The organism is Kribbella sp. NPDC050241 (genome assembly GCF_044459685.1).
GTDB lineage: Bacteria > Actinomycetota > Actinomycetes > Propionibacteriales > Kribbellaceae > Kribbella.
The window spans coordinates 130,860-146,315 of record NZ_JBITJE010000006.1; the positions used below are offsets into that span (position 1 = coordinate 130,860).

Genomic DNA, 15,456 nt, shown 5'->3' on the forward strand with positions numbered 1-15,456 from the left:
CGATAACGCGTCAGGCAGGATCCGGCGCGGCGGCCGCCCGCTGGATGAGAGCGGCCAGCTCCGGACCGTTGGTCACCACCGGCATGTGCGCGCCGGTCGGCAGCGTCCGCGCCTCACCGTGGCACAGCTCGGCCAGCCGTGCGACCCACTCGGCCGTGGACACCAGATCGTGCCGGCCGCGCACGATCATCACCGGCGCCCGCACCCTGCCGATGACCGCGGCCAGATCGTGGCGCCTGGCCGCGTCGCCGGCGCGCGCGATCGAGGACAGCGTCGTACGGGCGTACTGCGGGGTGACGACCCGGATCAGCCGTGGCGAATCCGGTACGGCGGAACCCAGCCAGCGGGCGGCCAGGTCCACCCAGCTCGACGCCCGAATGTCCCCGGTCGGTGCGACCAGGACCAGGGCGTGGACCAGTTCGGGGAAGGCGATCGCGGTCTCGACCACGATCTGGCAGCTGGCCGAGTGCCCGACCAGGACCGCCCGCTCCCGGATCTTGTCCGCCAGCGCCGTCCCGAGAGCCTGTGGACGCAGATCCTCCCTGGCACCGGCCGGTTCGCCGTACCCGGGCAGGCTGACCAGGTGGTACGGCGTGGTGAGGTGCTCGACGGTTCGGTCGTACGACGCCGGCCCGAGGCCGAGACCCGGGACCAGGACGACGGGGACGTTCACTCCCAGGGTGGCCGGTCCGGGCGGGCCTGGACGACCGGGTTGCCGAGCTCCGGTTTGAGTTCGCGGTAGCCGAGGGCGAAGCCGGCCGCGAGGATCAGCAGGCCGAGACCACCCCAGCCGTACGCCGTGGGCAGCCGGTGCAGCGAGTCGTCGATCGCGCCCATGCCGGTCGACAGGATCATGATCAGCCAGATCAGGATCGGGACCATCGACACCGCGACCAGCAGCAGTCCGCCGAGCTCGACCGGATCCGGCTGGCGGCCGGCCCTCCGGCGGGCGAGCACGTCCCGGCCCCACATCCAGAGCGCGACCGCGCCGACCAGGAGCAGCAGGAGCTGGCCGATCGTGTCGATCACGTCGGTGCGCAGCGGGTGGTTGAGCGGCGAGCCAGGAGCCTGGGAGATCTCCCGGAGGGCAACCCGCTGGATCGAGATGACCAGCAGGCCGTAGACGCCGGCGATGATCGCGGCGAGCAGGACGACCCGGGCGGCGCGGGGATCGCGGGGCGCGACGGGTTGATCCCGCCCGTACGTCGGCAGCTCATGCTGCTGCGGATGCGCGGGCGGGCCGTACGGAGTGCCAGGCCGGTAGTTCGGCGGCTGGTTGTACGGCGGTCCGCCGGAGTCGGGCTGCCCCTGCGGCTGACCTGGCCCAGCGCCGCCGGGTGGGGCGCCGTACTGGCCTGGTGGGGAACTGTAGGGCTGGGGCGGGGCGTAGTGGCTTTGCTCGGGGGCGCTCTGCGGTCCGGAGCCGAACGTGCCGCCGCCGTACGGGGCAGGTTTGGCGTAGTGGTGGTCCTCGCCGGACTGCTCGGGCTCATCGCCCCGGCCGTAGGTCGGGAAATCCTGTGACGACATCGCTGCTCCCTCCCCTCCGACTCAGCTTCTCACGGACGGCTCAGGTTGCCTTGATCGTGGGCCACGCATTCGGCAGACAGCCGCCCAGGCCCTTGGTCTGCTGCATCATGACCGGCGCGGGGGTCTTCGCCTGGGTGCAGGTGGAGTGGCCGTGGCCGAGCGCGTGCCCGACCTCGTGGTTGACCAGGTAGTTCCGGTACAGGGCGACGTTCCCGCCGTACGCCGGAACCGCGTACACCCACCGCTTGGCGTTCAGGACGACGCGGTCGTCGACGCGGCAGGACACCTCGCCGCCGGTGTCGAGCGGCAGGCACAGCTTGTCGGTCAGGACCGGCGTGGCCAGGATGATCCGCAGGTCGGCGTCGACCTTGTCGGTGCGCTCGAAGTTGACCGGGTGGATCGCCTGCCAGCCGCGCGGATCGGTCAGCGTCTGGTGGATGATCGCGGCGACCGCGGCGCCGTTCAGCGACAGGCCCTGCTCGATCTCGACCCGGTAGGTCAGTTTGTCCTTCACGCCGCTGGCCTTGGCGAACCCTGGCACGACCGCGAGCCGGCCGGTGGAGAGGGTGACGTTCGGCTTCGAGCTCTTCGGCTTCCGGGTCAGACTCGGTGCCGGGCGCAACGGGGTGGTGAACTTCTGCGTCGGTGTGGCGATCGGTGCCGGTGCGGGAGTCGCCACCGGAGTCGAGGCGACCGGAGTGCTGGTGCCGGCAACGATCTCGGCCGCGAGGCTCCGCCGGCCGGCGGCGTCCGGGTGCATGACCACCACGGTCCCGAGCACTGCCAGCGCGGTCACCGAGAACCATTGCGCCTTGTGTGACTTCTTCCGGCTGTGACGGCCACCGCGCTTACGGACACGCGCGTCCGCCTGCTGGCCAGTCCGCCCGGTGGTCATGACGATTCACCCTACAGAGCCAGCACCACTCCACGAAAGGGCAGATTCATGACGTGCAACACCAACGAACCGAAGGCCACGTGGCCGATCAGAGGTCGACGAACCAGCCTGTCATCAGGTCGGTGACCCGCTGCTGCTCGTCCGGCTCGACCAATGCGCCGAGCATCGACGCGAGCGAGCCGACGTCTCGCAAGGCCTGCTCGACCCCGTCGGCGGACAGATCCAGCTTCTCGGTCGAGTGCGTGACGGCGGTACGGCGCGAGAGGACTCGGGCCCGCAGTTCCACGATCTCGACGCGCTGTGCGCGCGAGCATTCGGTGGCGGCCAGCAACAGTTCGACCTGTTGCGCGAGCCCGCCGGTCAGTGCACCGACCGTCTCGTTCAGGAACCGTTCGAGCGCAGCGGTCGCCGCGCCGATCGTCGCCCTGGCCGCGATCCGGACCAACTCGTCCTCGAACTCGCCGTACCCAAGCACGGCCGCCACCACTGTGCGGTAGACGAACACCGCCGCGGCGAAGCGATTCGTGAATCGGAGCCACTCGACCCGGCTGCTCTCCCGATGACCGAGATAGCCGCCCGCGAGCGTCTCCGGAGACATCCAAGGGATCACTCACCGAGAGTAGCGTGACAGGCACCTTTAGACACACTGAGTATCCAGTGGCGGACTGATCGACGTCACACTTATGAATGCGGTTCTCAGACGAGTCGTCCTGCTCAAGCGAAAGATCGCACCGCCGCGCCGCTTCCCATTTGCGAATCGCCCGGTACGCTCCATGAATGCCACCGGCTCTCCGAGCAACTCCCCAAGTGTCCACTACTGTTGGCAGTTGTTAGCCCGACGATTGATTCAGGAGAGTGAATGGCGCCTGACGGAGGGGGGTGGTCAGACACATCGATGACGGCCGCCTTCAGGAGCTCGTCTCGCGGGTCGCCTCAGGTATCCGCTCGGCTAGTTCTCCAGATTGCCGATACAGGAGCGCGACCGATCCTTGCCGTGACCGACGATGGGCAGCGTTATTGGATGAAATGGCCAGGGAATCCACACGGCAACCTGTCGCTGGTACACGAACTTGTCGTTGCGCGCCTCGGCTCGCATCTGGCGGCGCCTGTCAGACCGACAACTCTGATCCGAGTGGACGAGGCGCTGGTACAGGACATCCGGGTGAACGGAACCCGCCCACCGGGCGGCATATATATCGGATCCCAATTGCTGAGCGACGTCGAAGAGCATACAGCGATCACGCGTATCGCAAGAGACGGCAACGCGGCCCGGTTCGCAAGCTACCTCGCCCTCTGGGACCTCTGTCTTGGCAGCGACCTTCAACTGCTTTACCACGTGGCTCAGCATGACCAGGTCTGGTCAATTGACCACGGTCTATGGTTTGACAGCCTTGAGGGCGACTGGACTCCCACACTCCTGGAGCGACGTGTGGGCGAGCTGTGGCCGTGGCCTACCGACGTACACGCGACGAGTCTCGACACCGCAGCCCTCCAGAGCGCGGCGGACGCAGTTGACGACCTCTCGTGCGGAGATCTGGCCACCGTGATGAGCCAGGTGCCGCTAGAGTGGGGTGTTGCAGACGACGCCTTGCGCACTCTGGCTCGGTTCATATTTGAACGTCGCGCCCTAGTCGCGGCAAGGCTTCGGGACGCAGCGGGACAGCGCTCATGAAAGGGGGCCAAGTGCGTTACGACTACTGGGTCATACGCTATGTGCCTGACCCCATTCGCGGCGAGTTTGTCAACATCGGCGTGATCACCGGACGCGATGACGACTGGGCCTTCCGTCGCGTCGGCAACTTGCGGCGCGCGGCACGTCTGGGCGGATCACCGTCACTGACCGATTCCTTCCTGAAGCGAATCGAGGACGCAATCAGCGCCCGACTCGACTCGGTCGCGGCGCTTATGCCCGCTGGCGCGGCGCTTTTCAACAGGGGCGACGTCGAGGATCTCCGGGTCCGAATGAACAACATAGTTCAACTTTCAGACGCGAGGCCGGTTCTTGCTGATTCCGCGGCGCAAGCTGCAGACATGGCATTCGAGTTGATGATCGTGGACTCGGACACCGAGGTCCGCCATCGGACGCGCACTCTAGTAGTACACAGGCTAAGAGACGCGTTCGATCTGCGTCCTGAGCTGCTCAGACACGTTGCCAGGTTCCAAACCGCTACTGTTGGAGCGCAGGAGACAACTATCGACTTCGCGGTGAAGAGCCGCAGTGTTCAGCAACTGTCTCAGGTTTGGGCCTTTGATCTGAAGGACACACGGAACCTTCAGATCCAGATTCAGGCATGGAACTACTTGGTCGGGCTGCTGCGAGCAGATGGTGGTCGACTCGTTCCAAGAAGCGGCGAAGGATGGGTTGAAATACCAGCGGCGGTGGAGATCAATGCAGTGTTTACGCCTCCGGACAGCAGCGCAGGCGAGGAACAGCTTGAGATCGCAATGGATGGCTGGGAACGTCTTGGCGTCCAAATTGTTTCCGCGGCGGATTCAGACGCTATCGTCGAGGGCGCCGATCGTCTCCTGCGCGCGGCCGATTGATTCCCCACCCAGCTTCGCGTTGACTCATTCGTGCTTGTCATATGTCAGGCCGTGCGGGTGCGGAGGAACTTACCGAAGTGGGGGACGGTGAAGGCGACGGTGCCGCGTTCGGCGGAGAAGACGAGGCCCTTCTTGATCAGGCCGTCGCGGGCCGGGGAGAGCGACTGCGGTTTGCGGTTCAGCGTGCTGGCGACCTCGGCGGTGGGGACCGATCCGTCGTCGACGCCGATGCCGAGCTCGGCCATCGCGCGCATGTACTCGCGTTCGGCCGGGGTGGCGCGTTCGTAGCGGGAGCCGAAGAAGCCGACAGTGAGTTCGGCGGAGGCCTCCGGGCCCGCGACGGCGACGTCCTTGATGGTGATCGGTGAGGTCGGAGCGTGGTCCCAGGTGGCGTGCGCGAAGGCCTGGACGAAGTACGGATAGCCATCGGTCTGGGCATACAGCTCGTCCAGCGCCTCGTCGTCGTACTGGACGCCCTCGCTCTCCGCGGGGATCATCAGCGCGCGGTCACACGCGTCGCGGGCGAGACGGTCGACGCGGATGTAGCGGAACAACCGCTCGGAGTACGACTTGCTGGCGGACAGTACGGCGGGCAGATGCGGGAGGCCGGCGCCGACGACGACCAGCGGCGCGCTCTGCTGGGAGATCTCGTGGCAGGCGGCGCACAGCGCGGACAGGTCGTCGGGACTGATGTCCTGCATCTCGTCGATGAACAATCCGACGCCGACGGACAGATCGCCGGCCAGGTCGGCCGCGTCGGTGAACAGCTCGATCAGGTCCATCTCGAGGTCACCGGAATCCGCGCGGCCCTTCGCAGCGGCCACGTCGACCGGCGGATGCCAGCGGATGCCCTTGCGGTCGTTGGCCGCGGTGCGCAGCGCGAACGCCTTCAGTACGGCGCTGAAGCTGTCGACCCGCTCGTCGTCGCGGTGCCGGTGGCCCAGTTCGCGCATCGCGGTGTGCAGTGCCTGCGCGATCGGCAACCGGATGCTCTGGTCCGGCCGGGCCTCGATCTTCCCGGTACCCCAGGCGCGCTTGATCGCCTGGCTGCGCAAGGTGTTCAGCAACACGGTCTTACCGACGCCGCGGAGTCCACTCAGCACCAGACTCCGCTCCGGCCTGCCTGCCGCGACCCGTTCGAGTACCACTTCGAACTGCCGCACCTCGATGTCGCGTCCGGCCAGCTCAGGCGGCCGCTGACCGGCGCCGGGCGCATAGGGATTCCGGATCGGATCCATGCTGTCACTGTATGAGCGCGTCTAGCGTTTTCCTTAGATTTCGCTAGCAACCGCCAGAGCGTGTCGCGACCCTTGTCTACAGCTTTCTAGCAATTCCGCTAGAAACTCCTAGACCCGCCTAGCCACAACGTCGTACTCCACCTCGTCGAGGCGCTCCACCCTCCACCCTTCCAGCAATCCCTGGACCTCTGCGTCGTCCTGAGCGGAGATCTCCGGCTGCTGTGCACCGGGCTCGGTGAAGCAGACGAGGGCGGCCTGGTGGGAGTCTTGCAGGCGACTGGGCCTGCGGGAGCACTATCGTCCTGTCATGGTTGGGCGGGTGGAGTGGGCTCGGCAAGCAGGAGCCCTGTACGAGCGGATGCATCAGCAGTACGTCGGTGGTGCGCGCAAGCTCGAGGCGCTCATCGACGAGCTGATCGGTGACGAGGAGGGCATCAACTACCTCAGCGCGACCGCCCGGGCGAAGGATCCGGAGTCGTTCCTGGACAAGGCGTCGAAGCCGCATCCGGACGACCCGGCCCGGCCGAAGTACGACGACCCGCTGAACCAGATCACCGACCTGGTCGCGGCTCGGGTGATCACGTTCCTGGCCGAGGCGGTGGATCGGGTCTGCGAGGTGATCGAGGCCGAGTTCGAGATCGTCGAGCACACCGACATGGGTGCGCACACCCGGGCGCAGGGTGTGTTCGGGTATGCCAGCAAGCATTACCTGGTCCGGCTGAACGCGACTCGCCGCGAGCTGCCGGAGTACGCCGTACTGAAGAATCTGGTGATGGAGATCCAGGTTCGGACCGCGGTCCAGCACGCGTGGGCGGAGTTCGAGCACGACATCCGGTACAAGCTGGACATCCCGCCGGGTCGCAAGCCGGAATTCGACCGGCGGTTCCTGCTGGCGGCGGCGCTGATGGAGTTGGTGGACAACGAGTTCACGGAGATCGACCGGCTGTACCGCGAGCTCGCGGCGGCCGAACCGGACAAGACCCCGCGCGACCTGACCACCGCGACGCTGACGACGTACCTGACCCGGCGCTATCCGGACGCGCCGCACGCCAAGACGAACCACTACACGTGGATCCTCGGCATCCTGGCCCGGCTCGGCGTCACCACCGAGGAACAGCTCACCGAACTCCTGACCGGCATCGACAGCTCCGCGGTCCAGGCCGCGATGACCCACCGCTTCCCGGCCGGCACGGTCCGCCGCCTCGACGACGACCTGCTGGCCGCGAAGGGTACGGCGTACGTCGACCTGTTCCCGGACGAGGAACGCCGCCAGAAGATCCTCCGCGGCCGCCTCAAGGCACTCACGCGCGCAGGGATCACCGAGTCCTGACCAGGTCCTCCGCGACGGCCTCGGCGGTACGGCGGGCCCAGGCGCCGGTGGTGATGAGGCCGAGCACGAGGACGAGTACGCCGCAGCCGGCGATCACGAACCAGCAGAGCTTGGCCGCGTCGACGAAGCCGCTCTCCAGCGTGCCCACCAGACGGGCGGTGAGGATCGTCCCCGCGATCGCCACACCCAGGGAGGCCCCGACCTGACGGCTGGTCGACGCGATCGCCGCGGCGACGCCGGCTTGGGAGCGCGGCATCCCGGACACCGCCGCATTGGTGATCGGCGCGTTCAGCATCCCGAAGCCCAGACCGAAGATCAGGTAGCCGACCAGCAGCATCTCGGTCGACGTGGTCAGACTCAACCGCGACAGCACCAGCCCGGAAACAGTAAGCATGCTGCCGGCAACGACCAGCGGTAGTCGTGGACCGCGGTGTCCGACGAGCCATCCGGACAAGGGTGCGAACACCACAGTCATCGCCGCCATCGGAAGCGTCAGCAACCCGGCATGCAGCGCCGAGAACCCACGCACCGACTGCAGATAGAGCGAGTTCAGGAACAGGAATCCGGACAGCGCCGAGAATCCCGCGACCGCGATCAGCGTCGCACCCGAGAACGGCGCACTCCGGAAGAACCGCGGCTCCAGCAACGGTTGCTCCCGTCGCCGCTCGTACAACACCAGAGACACCAAGGACGCGACCGTCACCACGAAGCACCCGATGATCAGCGGCGAGGTCCACCCGGCCGACCGGCCCTCAATGATCCCGTACGTCAGCCCGCTGAGCAGCAGGACCACCAGGATCTGCCCGACCGGATCCATCCGCCGCGGCACCGCGGCCCGCGACTCCGGCACGAACCGCGCCGTCATCAGTACGGCGGCCACCGTCACCGGCACGTTGATCCAGAAGATCAACCGCCAGCCCGCTGCGTCGACGAGTGCTCCACCGACCACCGGCCCGACCGCCAAGCTGAGCCCGACCACGCCACCCCAGACCCCGATCGCCTGGGCGCGCTCGCGTGGGTCGGTGAAGGTGTTGGTGATGATCGACATCGCCACCGGGTTGAGCATCGAGCCACCGATCGCCTGCAGCATCCGGAACAGGATCAGCAGGTCGATGGTCGGCGCGACTCCGCACAGCAGCGACCCGAGCCCGAACACCACCAGCCCGGCCTGGAACGTCCGTCGCCGGCCGACCCGGTCCGCGGTCGAGCCGGAGACCATCAGCAGGCTGGCCAGCACCAGCGTGTACGCGTCGATGGTCCATTGCAGCTTGGTGACCGAGGCGCCCAGCTCGGACCGGATGGCCGGCAGGGCCAGGTTCACGATGGTGGAGTCCAGGCCGACGATGAAGAGGCTGGAGCAGCAGATACCGAGGATCAGCAACCGCCGCCTGCGCGTCAGTTCCTCCACCCCGCTCCCTCCGACACTACTTGAAGACTGTACAACCGTCGGCCGGGAGCGATTTCCGCTGGCCCAGCGCCCGGGACCGGCCCGGCCGAAAACGGTTGGCGGACTGTCGGCGGCCCCGCCTAGGCTTGATCCATTCGCCTGGTCAGGTGCCTTCTCCATCCTTCTATGCCTCTTTGTGAGACGTCATGTCCCTGCGCCTCATTCCGTTCGCCGACCCGGGTGTGCCGGACACCCGGTCCGGTCTCCGACTCATCATCTGGCTGGAGCACCAGCAGCTGCGCGGGCAAGCCCTCGCCGTGTTCTGGGGGCTGCTCTATTTCGGCGGCATCGCAGCCGCTCCGGTCGCCGTCGGTCTCGCCGTCCAGGCGGTGATCGACCTGTCCTGGGCCAAGCTCATCCTGGCCGGGGTGCTGCTGCTTGTCTTTGGCGCGGCCAAGGCCGGCGCCGACTCGTTCTTCCACCGCGCCGTGGTGACCAACTGGATCAGTACGGCGGCACGCCTGCAGCAACTGCTGTTCCGCAAGGCCGCGGAGCTGGGTTCGCTGCTCACCCGCCGGATCGCTGCCGGTGAAGTGGTTGCGGTGAGCAGCGGCGACGTCGAGAAGATCGGCTGGTTCGTCGAGGTGCTCGGCCGGTTCGCGGCCGCACTCCTGACGTGCTTCGCCGTGGTCATCGGGCTGCTGTTCTACGAGCCGCAGCTCGGCCTGGTCGTCGCCATCGCCGTACCGGTGCTGGCGTTCTCGATCGTCCCGCTAATGGGACCGGCCGAGCGTCGTGCGGACGTGCAGCGCGCCAAGGGCGGCCGCGCGACCGAGCTGGCCGCGGACACTGTGGCCGGTCTGCGTGTACTGCGTGGCATCGGCGGCGAACAACTGTTCCTCGATCGCTACCGCGACGCCTCACAGGACTACCGCGCCAGTGCGGTCCGGAGTGCCCGGATGTGGTCGCTGATCGCGGCTCTCCAGGTGCTGCTGTTCGGACTGTTCCTGGTGCTGGCCGTCTGGATGGGTGTCCGGCTGGTGACGTCCGGCCGGATCACGGTCGGCGAGCTCGTCACGACGTACGGGTTCATCACGTTCATGCTGGTGCCGCTGCACACGTTCGAGGAGACGGCGAGTGCCTTCATCTTCTCGAAGGTGTCGGCCCGCCGGGCCGCGCGCGTGCTGGCGCTGCAGCGGACCGACGAGACCATGGGCACCGCCGAGGCGCAGCTACCCGAGGGTGACCTGCTGGACCCGGTCACCGGTCTGCATGTGCAGGCCGGGAGCTTCACCGCGGTCGTCTGCGGTGACCCGGACGCGGGCGGCCGGCTGGCCGATCGTCTGGGCGGTCACAGCCCGGGCGCCGAGGACAACCAGGCGTCGGTGCTGCTGGACGGCGTACCGCTGGACGACCTCCCGTTGGAGTCCGCGCGGACCGTCGTACTCGTGCAGGACAAGGACCCGGTGCTGCTGTCCGGGACCGTGCGCCAGCTGTTCGACGTACCGGCCAGTGGCGCGGTCTCTCCAGAGACGGCACTCGATGCGGCGCAGTGCGAGGACATTCTCGACGTACTGCGGCAGACGCTGCCGGCTGGCGTGTCGGACCCGATGCAGGCGGTGCTGACCGAGCGGGGACGGTCCCTGTCCGGTGGGCAGCGGCAGCGAGTGGCATTGGCCCGTTCGCTGTACGTCGACCCGCAGGTGCTGGTGCTGGACGAGCCGACCAGTGCGGTGGACGCGCACACCGAGGCCCGGATCGCCGACGGTCTCCGGCTGCTGCGGGGCGGCCGGACCACTGTCGTGTTCTCCTCCAGCCCGCTGATGCTGGACCGCGCAGAGCGCGTGGTGTTCGTGCCGGAGGGCCGCGTCGAGGCGGTCGGGACCCACCACGAGCTGGTGCACACCAACCGGCGCTACCGCGCAGCGGTCACCCGTGAGGACGAGCCAACCTTCGAAGAGGAGTCGGCGTGAAGCGCCCCGAGTACGACCCGGCGGCGCCGCAGGAAGCGGCGCGGCTGCCGGTGGCAGGCAGCGCGACCGTGCGCGCCTATCTGAAGATGCTGTTCCGCCGGCACCGCCGTGCGTTCGCCTGGCTGACGCTGGTGAACACAGTGGCGGCGCTGAGCGGGATGGTCGGGCCCTGGCTGCTCGGCAACGTGGTGGAGAAGCTGTCGCAGGGCAAGAGCGACGTCGACCTGCCGTACGTCGTGGTCGGCTTCGTCTGCGCGCTGCTGGTGCAGACAGTGTTCGTCCGGCTGACCCGGTTGCGTGGTGCGGTGCTCGGCGAGGAGATGCTCGCCGACCTGCGCGAGGACTTCCTGGTCCGCGCGGTCGGACTGCCGCCGGGTGTCCTGGAGCGGGCCGGGACCGGTGACCTGCTGTCCCGGATCACCACGGACATCGACCGGCTCTCGCACGCGATGCGGGACGCCGTACCGCAGCTGACCATCGCGGTGATCTGGGCGGGGCTGCTGATCGGCGCGCTGATCATCACCGCGCCGCCGCTGGCCGTCGCCGTGGTGATCGCGATGCCGATCCTGATCATCGGTGCCCGCTGGTACTTCCGCCGGGCGCCGTCGGCGTACCGGTCGGAGGCCGCCGGGTACGCCGCGGTGGCCTCGGGCCTGGCCGAGACCGTCGACGCCGGCCGGACCGTGGAGTCGCACCGGCTCGGCGACCGCCGGATCAGCCTGGGCGACACCCGGATCGGTCAGTGGGTCGCCTGGGAGCGGTACACGCTGTACCTGCGGATGATTCTGTTCCCGGTGATCAACATGACCCACACGGTCGCGCTGGCCGCGGTGCTGGTGATCGGTGGCGGCTTCGCCATCCAGGGCTGGCTCACCGTCGGCGCCCTCACCACGGGCGCGCTGTACATCCAGATGCTGGTCGAGCCGGTCAACATGATGATCCGCTGGTACGACGAGCTCCAGGTGGCGCAGGTGTCGGTGGCCCGGCTGGTCGGGGTCCGTGAGATCGAGGCGGCCGCGGCCGACGAGCAGGCCGAGCCCGAGGGTAGGCGGGTGCTCGCCGACGAGGTGCGGTTCGGTTATCTGGAGGGCCGCGACGTCCTGCACGGCGTGACGCTGACGGTCGAGCCAGGTGCGCGGGTCGCGCTGGTAGGGCCTTCGGGTGCGGGGAAGTCGACCCTGGGCCGGTTGCTGGCCGGCATCTACTCGCCGCGGCTCGGTGACATCACCTTGGGTGGTGCCACCCTCGACAAGATGTCTGCCGAACAGGTCCGCAGCCATGTGGCGCTGGTCAACCAGGAGCACCACGTGTTCGTGGGCAGCGTCCGGGACAACCTGCGGCTGGCCCGGCCGGAGGCGTCCGACGCCGACCTCTGGGCGGCGCTGCGCTCCGTCGACGCCGACGGCTGGGTCGCCGGGTTCGACAACGGGCTGGACACCGAGGTGGGTTCCGGAGGGATCTCGCTGACGCCGGCGCAGGCGCAGCAGGTCGCGCTGGCCCGGCTGGTGCTGGCCGACCCGCACACGCTGGTCCTGGACGAGGCGACCTCATTGATGGACCCGCGCGCCGCGCGGCACCTGGAGCGGTCGCTGGCCGGCGTACTGGAAGGCCGGACCGTGGTGGCGATCGCGCACCGGCTGCACACCGCGCACGACGCGGACGTGATCGCCGTCGTCGAGGACGGCAGGATCGTCGAGCTCGGCGGTCACGACGAACTGGTCGATGCCCAGGGCCCCTATGCGGCGCTCTGGCACTCCTGGCACGGCGATCGCTGAGGCCGGGCTCGGGGGGCAGGCCGTTGGGCCTGCCCCCGGACCTGTCGCGTGTGAGGATGAACCTGTGCTGACAACGCTGTTCTCACTCCCGTCCACGACCGCTCTCGATGTGAACGACGAGGGTGCACTGCTCGTCCTGTACGACGGAAGCGGCACCCGGCAGGTGCACCACGTGGCACCGGACGGGACCTGGCGGGCGTTGACCGCGCTGGACGACACCGTCCGCGGCGCACGGTTCATCCCGGAGAGCAGCCAGGTCGTCGTGGAGCACGACGACGGCGGCAGTGAGCTCGGTCAGCTCTCACTGCTCGACCTCGACGAGCCCGGTCTCCCCACGTTGACCCCGCTCGTCCACGACCCGGAGTACGTCCACCACCTGGTCGATGCCAAGCCCGGCCGCGTCCTGTTCACGACGAACCGGCGCAACGGCACGGACTTCGACCTGGTCGCCCACGACCTGGGCAGCGACAGGGACACGGCCCTGTACGACGGCGGCGGCTGGGTGATGGGCGTGACCCCGTCCCCGGACGACAAGTGGGTGGTGCTGTCGCTGGCCAGCGCCCCGGCGAACTCCATCCAGCTCCTCCTGGTCGACTCCGGGACCCGGTCCGTCACCGAGCTCACGCCGTACGACGCGCACAACGACCAGGCGGCGGTGTCCTGGCTGCCGGACTCGACCGGGTTCCTGGTGTCGACGAACGCGGACCGGGACCGGATGGCCGTACGGCGGTACGACCTCGGCGACCGGGCGTGGAACGACGTACTCGTGGACGACTCCCGCGATCTGGCCGGCTGGGCCTCTCCCAATGGCGAGGACCTGCTGGTCGGTGTGGTGCACGACGGCGAGGTGTCGCTGGCCCTGCATCGGCTCGACGACGGCTCCGAGGTCGCCCCGGTCGGTCTGCCCGCGGGCGGTTGCGCCGGGCTGCTGATGCTGACGCCTGATCCGCACTGGTCCCCGGACGGCTCGTTCGCGGCGATCACGTACAGTTCGCCGGTCTGTCCGCCGACCGTGTTCCGCTACGTCCCGGCGTCCCGGGACCTGCTGGAGGTGCGGCCGCCGGAGATGCCGGAGGCGCCAGCGCAGCTCACGTACCCGGAGAGCTTGCTGGTGCCGTCGTTCGACGGTGAGCAGGTGCCGGTGTTCGTGTTCCGGCCGACCGGCCCCGACCTGGGGACCACCATCGTCCACGTGCATGGCGGTCCGGAGGGCGCGGCGATGCGCAACTGGGCTCCGATCGTCTCCGCCCTCGCCGCCGATGGCCACACGGTCGTCGTACCGAACGTGCGCGGATCGGCGGGGTACGGGAAGCGGTGGTACTCGCTGGACGACCGGGAGCTGCGGCTGGACTCGGTGAAGGACCTGGCCGCGATCCACGCGTGGCTGCCGACGATCGGCTCCGACCCGAAGCGGACAGCGCTGTGGGGTGGTTCGTACGGCGGCTACATGGTGCTCGCCGGGCTCGCGTTCCAGCCGGAGCTGTGGGCTGCCGGTGTGGACATCGTCGGGATCGCCTCGCTGGTCACGTTCCTGGAGAACACCTCGGACTACCGCCGCGCGATGCGTGAGCGCGAGTACGGGTATCTCGCCACCGACCGGGAGTTCCTGGAGTCCGCCAGCCCGTTGAACCGGGTCGACGACATCCGTGCGCCGCTGTTCGTCATCCACGGCGCCAACGACCCGCGGGTGCCGTTGTCGGAGACCGAGCAGGTCGGCGATGCGCTGACGAAGCGCGGCGTGCCCTGTCAGGTCCTGGTGTACGACGACGAGGGCCACGGCCTGGCGAAGCTGAAGAACAAACTCGATGCGTACCCGCAGGCGTTGGCGTTCCTACGCCGGCATCTGGTCAGCTGAACAGCGGTGCGAGTGTTCCAGCCGTAGCGTCCAGTCGCGCCGGCAGTCCGAGCGGTACGGCGAGGTTCAGGTCCTCATGCCCGATCGCGGCGCCCTCGACCATCGGCAGACCGAGCGGATCCAACCGATCGCGCATCACCGCGTTCACCAGGTCCGCGTCGTCCGCTCCACTGAAGTCGCCGATCACCAACCCGGCAACACCGGCGAACCAGCCAGAGCGGAGCAGCTGCGTCAGCAGCCGGTCCACCCGGTAGGCGTCCTCGCTCACGTCCTCCAGCACCACGATCCCGGTCGGCGGCTCGTAGGTCGGCGTACCGATGCTTGCTGCGAGCATCGCGAGGTTGCCACCGCGCAGCGGTCCTTCGGCGACGCCGCCGACCACAGTCCGGGCACCTGCGGGCGCGAGGAGGTCGGTCACCTTCTCGGGCTCGAACAGCAGCTCGCGCAGCCGCTCCCGGCCGTCCGCCGCGCCCAGCTGCTCGACAGCGGCGGCCATCGGTCCGTGGATGGTGACGAGGCCGCGGGCGTTCAACGGCTCGTGCAGCGCGGTGATGTCGCTGAACCCGATGAACCATTTCGGCACGGCCACGAGATCGTCGAAGTCGACGTACTCGAGCATCCGCTGGACGCCGTACCCGCCGCGCGCGCAGAAGACCGCGGCGAAGCGTGAGTCCAGCCAGGCCGTCCGCAGGTCCTCGGCCCGGGCCTTGTCGTCGGCGGCCAGGTAGGTCAGCCGCTCATGCCCGGCCAGCACTGACGGCATCACCTCGACCTCGAGCCCCCAGGCCCTCAGGTACGCCGTACCCACCTCGAGCCGATCCGCCTGCACCCGCCCGGACGGCGCCACCACAGCCACCCGGTCTCCAGCCTGCAGCCTCGCAGGCGTCGTCACGTCAGTCATCCGCGGAACGCTACCCCGCCCGACGCCG

General features: G+C 68.5%; 13 protein-coding genes. 6 read left to right on the top strand and 7 right to left on the bottom strand.

The window, feature by feature from the left end; all coding sequences use genetic code 11:
- Window positions 1-10: 10 nt before the first annotated feature.
- The 4 genes from ACIBG5_RS27395 to ACIBG5_RS27410 form a co-directional block, all read right to left on the bottom strand.
- Window positions 11-673 (bottom strand): alpha/beta fold hydrolase, encoded by a 663-nt coding sequence (locus ACIBG5_RS27395; RefSeq protein ID WP_396394315.1) that lies wholly within the window; start codon window positions 671-673, stop codon window positions 11-13.
- Window positions 670-1,530 (bottom strand): hypothetical protein, encoded by an 861-nt coding sequence (locus ACIBG5_RS27400; protein WP_396394316.1) that lies wholly within the window; start codon window positions 1,528-1,530, stop codon window positions 670-672. Before ACIBG5_RS27400 ends, ACIBG5_RS27395 begins: the two co-directional genes overlap by 4 nt.
- Window positions 1,531-1,570: 40 nt before the next feature.
- Window positions 1,571-2,425, bottom strand: a complete 855-nt coding sequence (locus ACIBG5_RS27405) for a DUF3152 domain-containing protein (RefSeq protein ID WP_396394317.1) — start codon at window positions 2,423-2,425, stop codon at window positions 1,571-1,573.
- 88 nt (window positions 2,426-2,513) lie between these two features.
- Window positions 2,514-3,035 (bottom strand): hypothetical protein, encoded by a 522-nt coding sequence (locus ACIBG5_RS27410; protein ID WP_396394318.1) that lies wholly within the window; start codon window positions 3,033-3,035, stop codon window positions 2,514-2,516.
- A 522-nt stretch (window positions 3,036-3,557) separates the two neighbouring features.
- Between ACIBG5_RS27410 and ACIBG5_RS27415 the strand changes: the two genes are divergently transcribed.
- Both ACIBG5_RS27415 and ACIBG5_RS27420 read left to right on the top strand, forming a co-directional pair.
- Window positions 3,558-4,097, top strand: coding sequence for a hypothetical protein (locus ACIBG5_RS27415; RefSeq protein ID WP_396394319.1), 540 nt, complete (start codon window positions 3,558-3,560; stop codon window positions 4,095-4,097).
- Between the two features lie 11 nt (window positions 4,098-4,108).
- The gene (locus ACIBG5_RS27420) at window positions 4,109-4,969 is read left to right on the top strand and encodes a DUF3037 domain-containing protein (protein WP_396394320.1); all 861 of its coding nucleotides are present in this window, start codon (window positions 4,109-4,111) and stop codon (window positions 4,967-4,969) included.
- A gap of 44 nt (window positions 4,970-5,013) precedes the next feature.
- Here ACIBG5_RS27420 and ACIBG5_RS27425 read toward each other — a convergent pair whose 3' ends face one another.
- Window positions 5,014-6,207 (bottom strand): ATP-binding protein, encoded by a 1,194-nt coding sequence (locus ACIBG5_RS27425; protein WP_131362408.1) that lies wholly within the window; start codon window positions 6,205-6,207, stop codon window positions 5,014-5,016.
- A 307-nt stretch (window positions 6,208-6,514) separates the two neighbouring features.
- Between ACIBG5_RS27425 and ACIBG5_RS27430 the strand changes: the two genes are divergently transcribed.
- On the top strand, window positions 6,515-7,537 hold the full coding sequence (locus ACIBG5_RS27430; RefSeq protein ID WP_360437587.1) for a (p)ppGpp synthetase: 1,023 nt from the start codon (window positions 6,515-6,517) through the stop codon (window positions 7,535-7,537).
- On the opposite strand, the gene ACIBG5_RS27435 is transcribed toward ACIBG5_RS27430, so the two are convergent.
- Window positions 7,524-8,945, bottom strand: coding sequence for an MFS transporter (locus ACIBG5_RS27435; RefSeq protein WP_396394322.1), 1,422 nt, complete (start codon window positions 8,943-8,945; stop codon window positions 7,524-7,526). The genes ACIBG5_RS27430 and ACIBG5_RS27435 overlap by 14 nt on opposite strands.
- A 185-nt stretch (window positions 8,946-9,130) precedes the next feature.
- Between ACIBG5_RS27435 and ACIBG5_RS27440 the strand changes: the two genes are divergently transcribed.
- From ACIBG5_RS27440 to ACIBG5_RS27450, 3 genes are all read left to right on the top strand, one after another.
- Complete coding sequence (locus ACIBG5_RS27440) at window positions 9,131-10,897, top strand: ABC transporter transmembrane domain-containing protein (RefSeq protein WP_396394323.1); 1,767 nt, start codon at window positions 9,131-9,133, stop codon at window positions 10,895-10,897.
- Window positions 10,894-12,672 carry an ABC transporter ATP-binding protein gene (locus tag ACIBG5_RS27445; RefSeq protein ID WP_396394324.1) on the top strand — a complete coding sequence of 593 codons (1,779 nt, stop codon included), beginning with the start codon at window positions 10,894-10,896 and terminating at the stop codon, window positions 12,670-12,672. Before ACIBG5_RS27440 ends, ACIBG5_RS27445 begins: the two co-directional genes overlap by 4 nt.
- 64 nt (window positions 12,673-12,736) lie before the next feature.
- The gene (locus ACIBG5_RS27450; protein ID WP_396394325.1) at window positions 12,737-14,527 is read left to right on the top strand and encodes an alpha/beta fold hydrolase; all 1,791 of its coding nucleotides are present in this window, start codon (window positions 12,737-12,739) and stop codon (window positions 14,525-14,527) included.
- On the opposite strand, the gene ACIBG5_RS27455 is transcribed toward ACIBG5_RS27450, so the two are convergent.
- Window positions 14,520-15,428 (bottom strand): LD-carboxypeptidase, encoded by a 909-nt coding sequence (locus tag ACIBG5_RS27455; protein WP_396394326.1) that lies wholly within the window; start codon window positions 15,426-15,428, stop codon window positions 14,520-14,522. The genes ACIBG5_RS27450 and ACIBG5_RS27455 overlap by 8 nt on opposite strands.
- Window positions 15,429-15,456 lie beyond the last annotated feature (28 nt).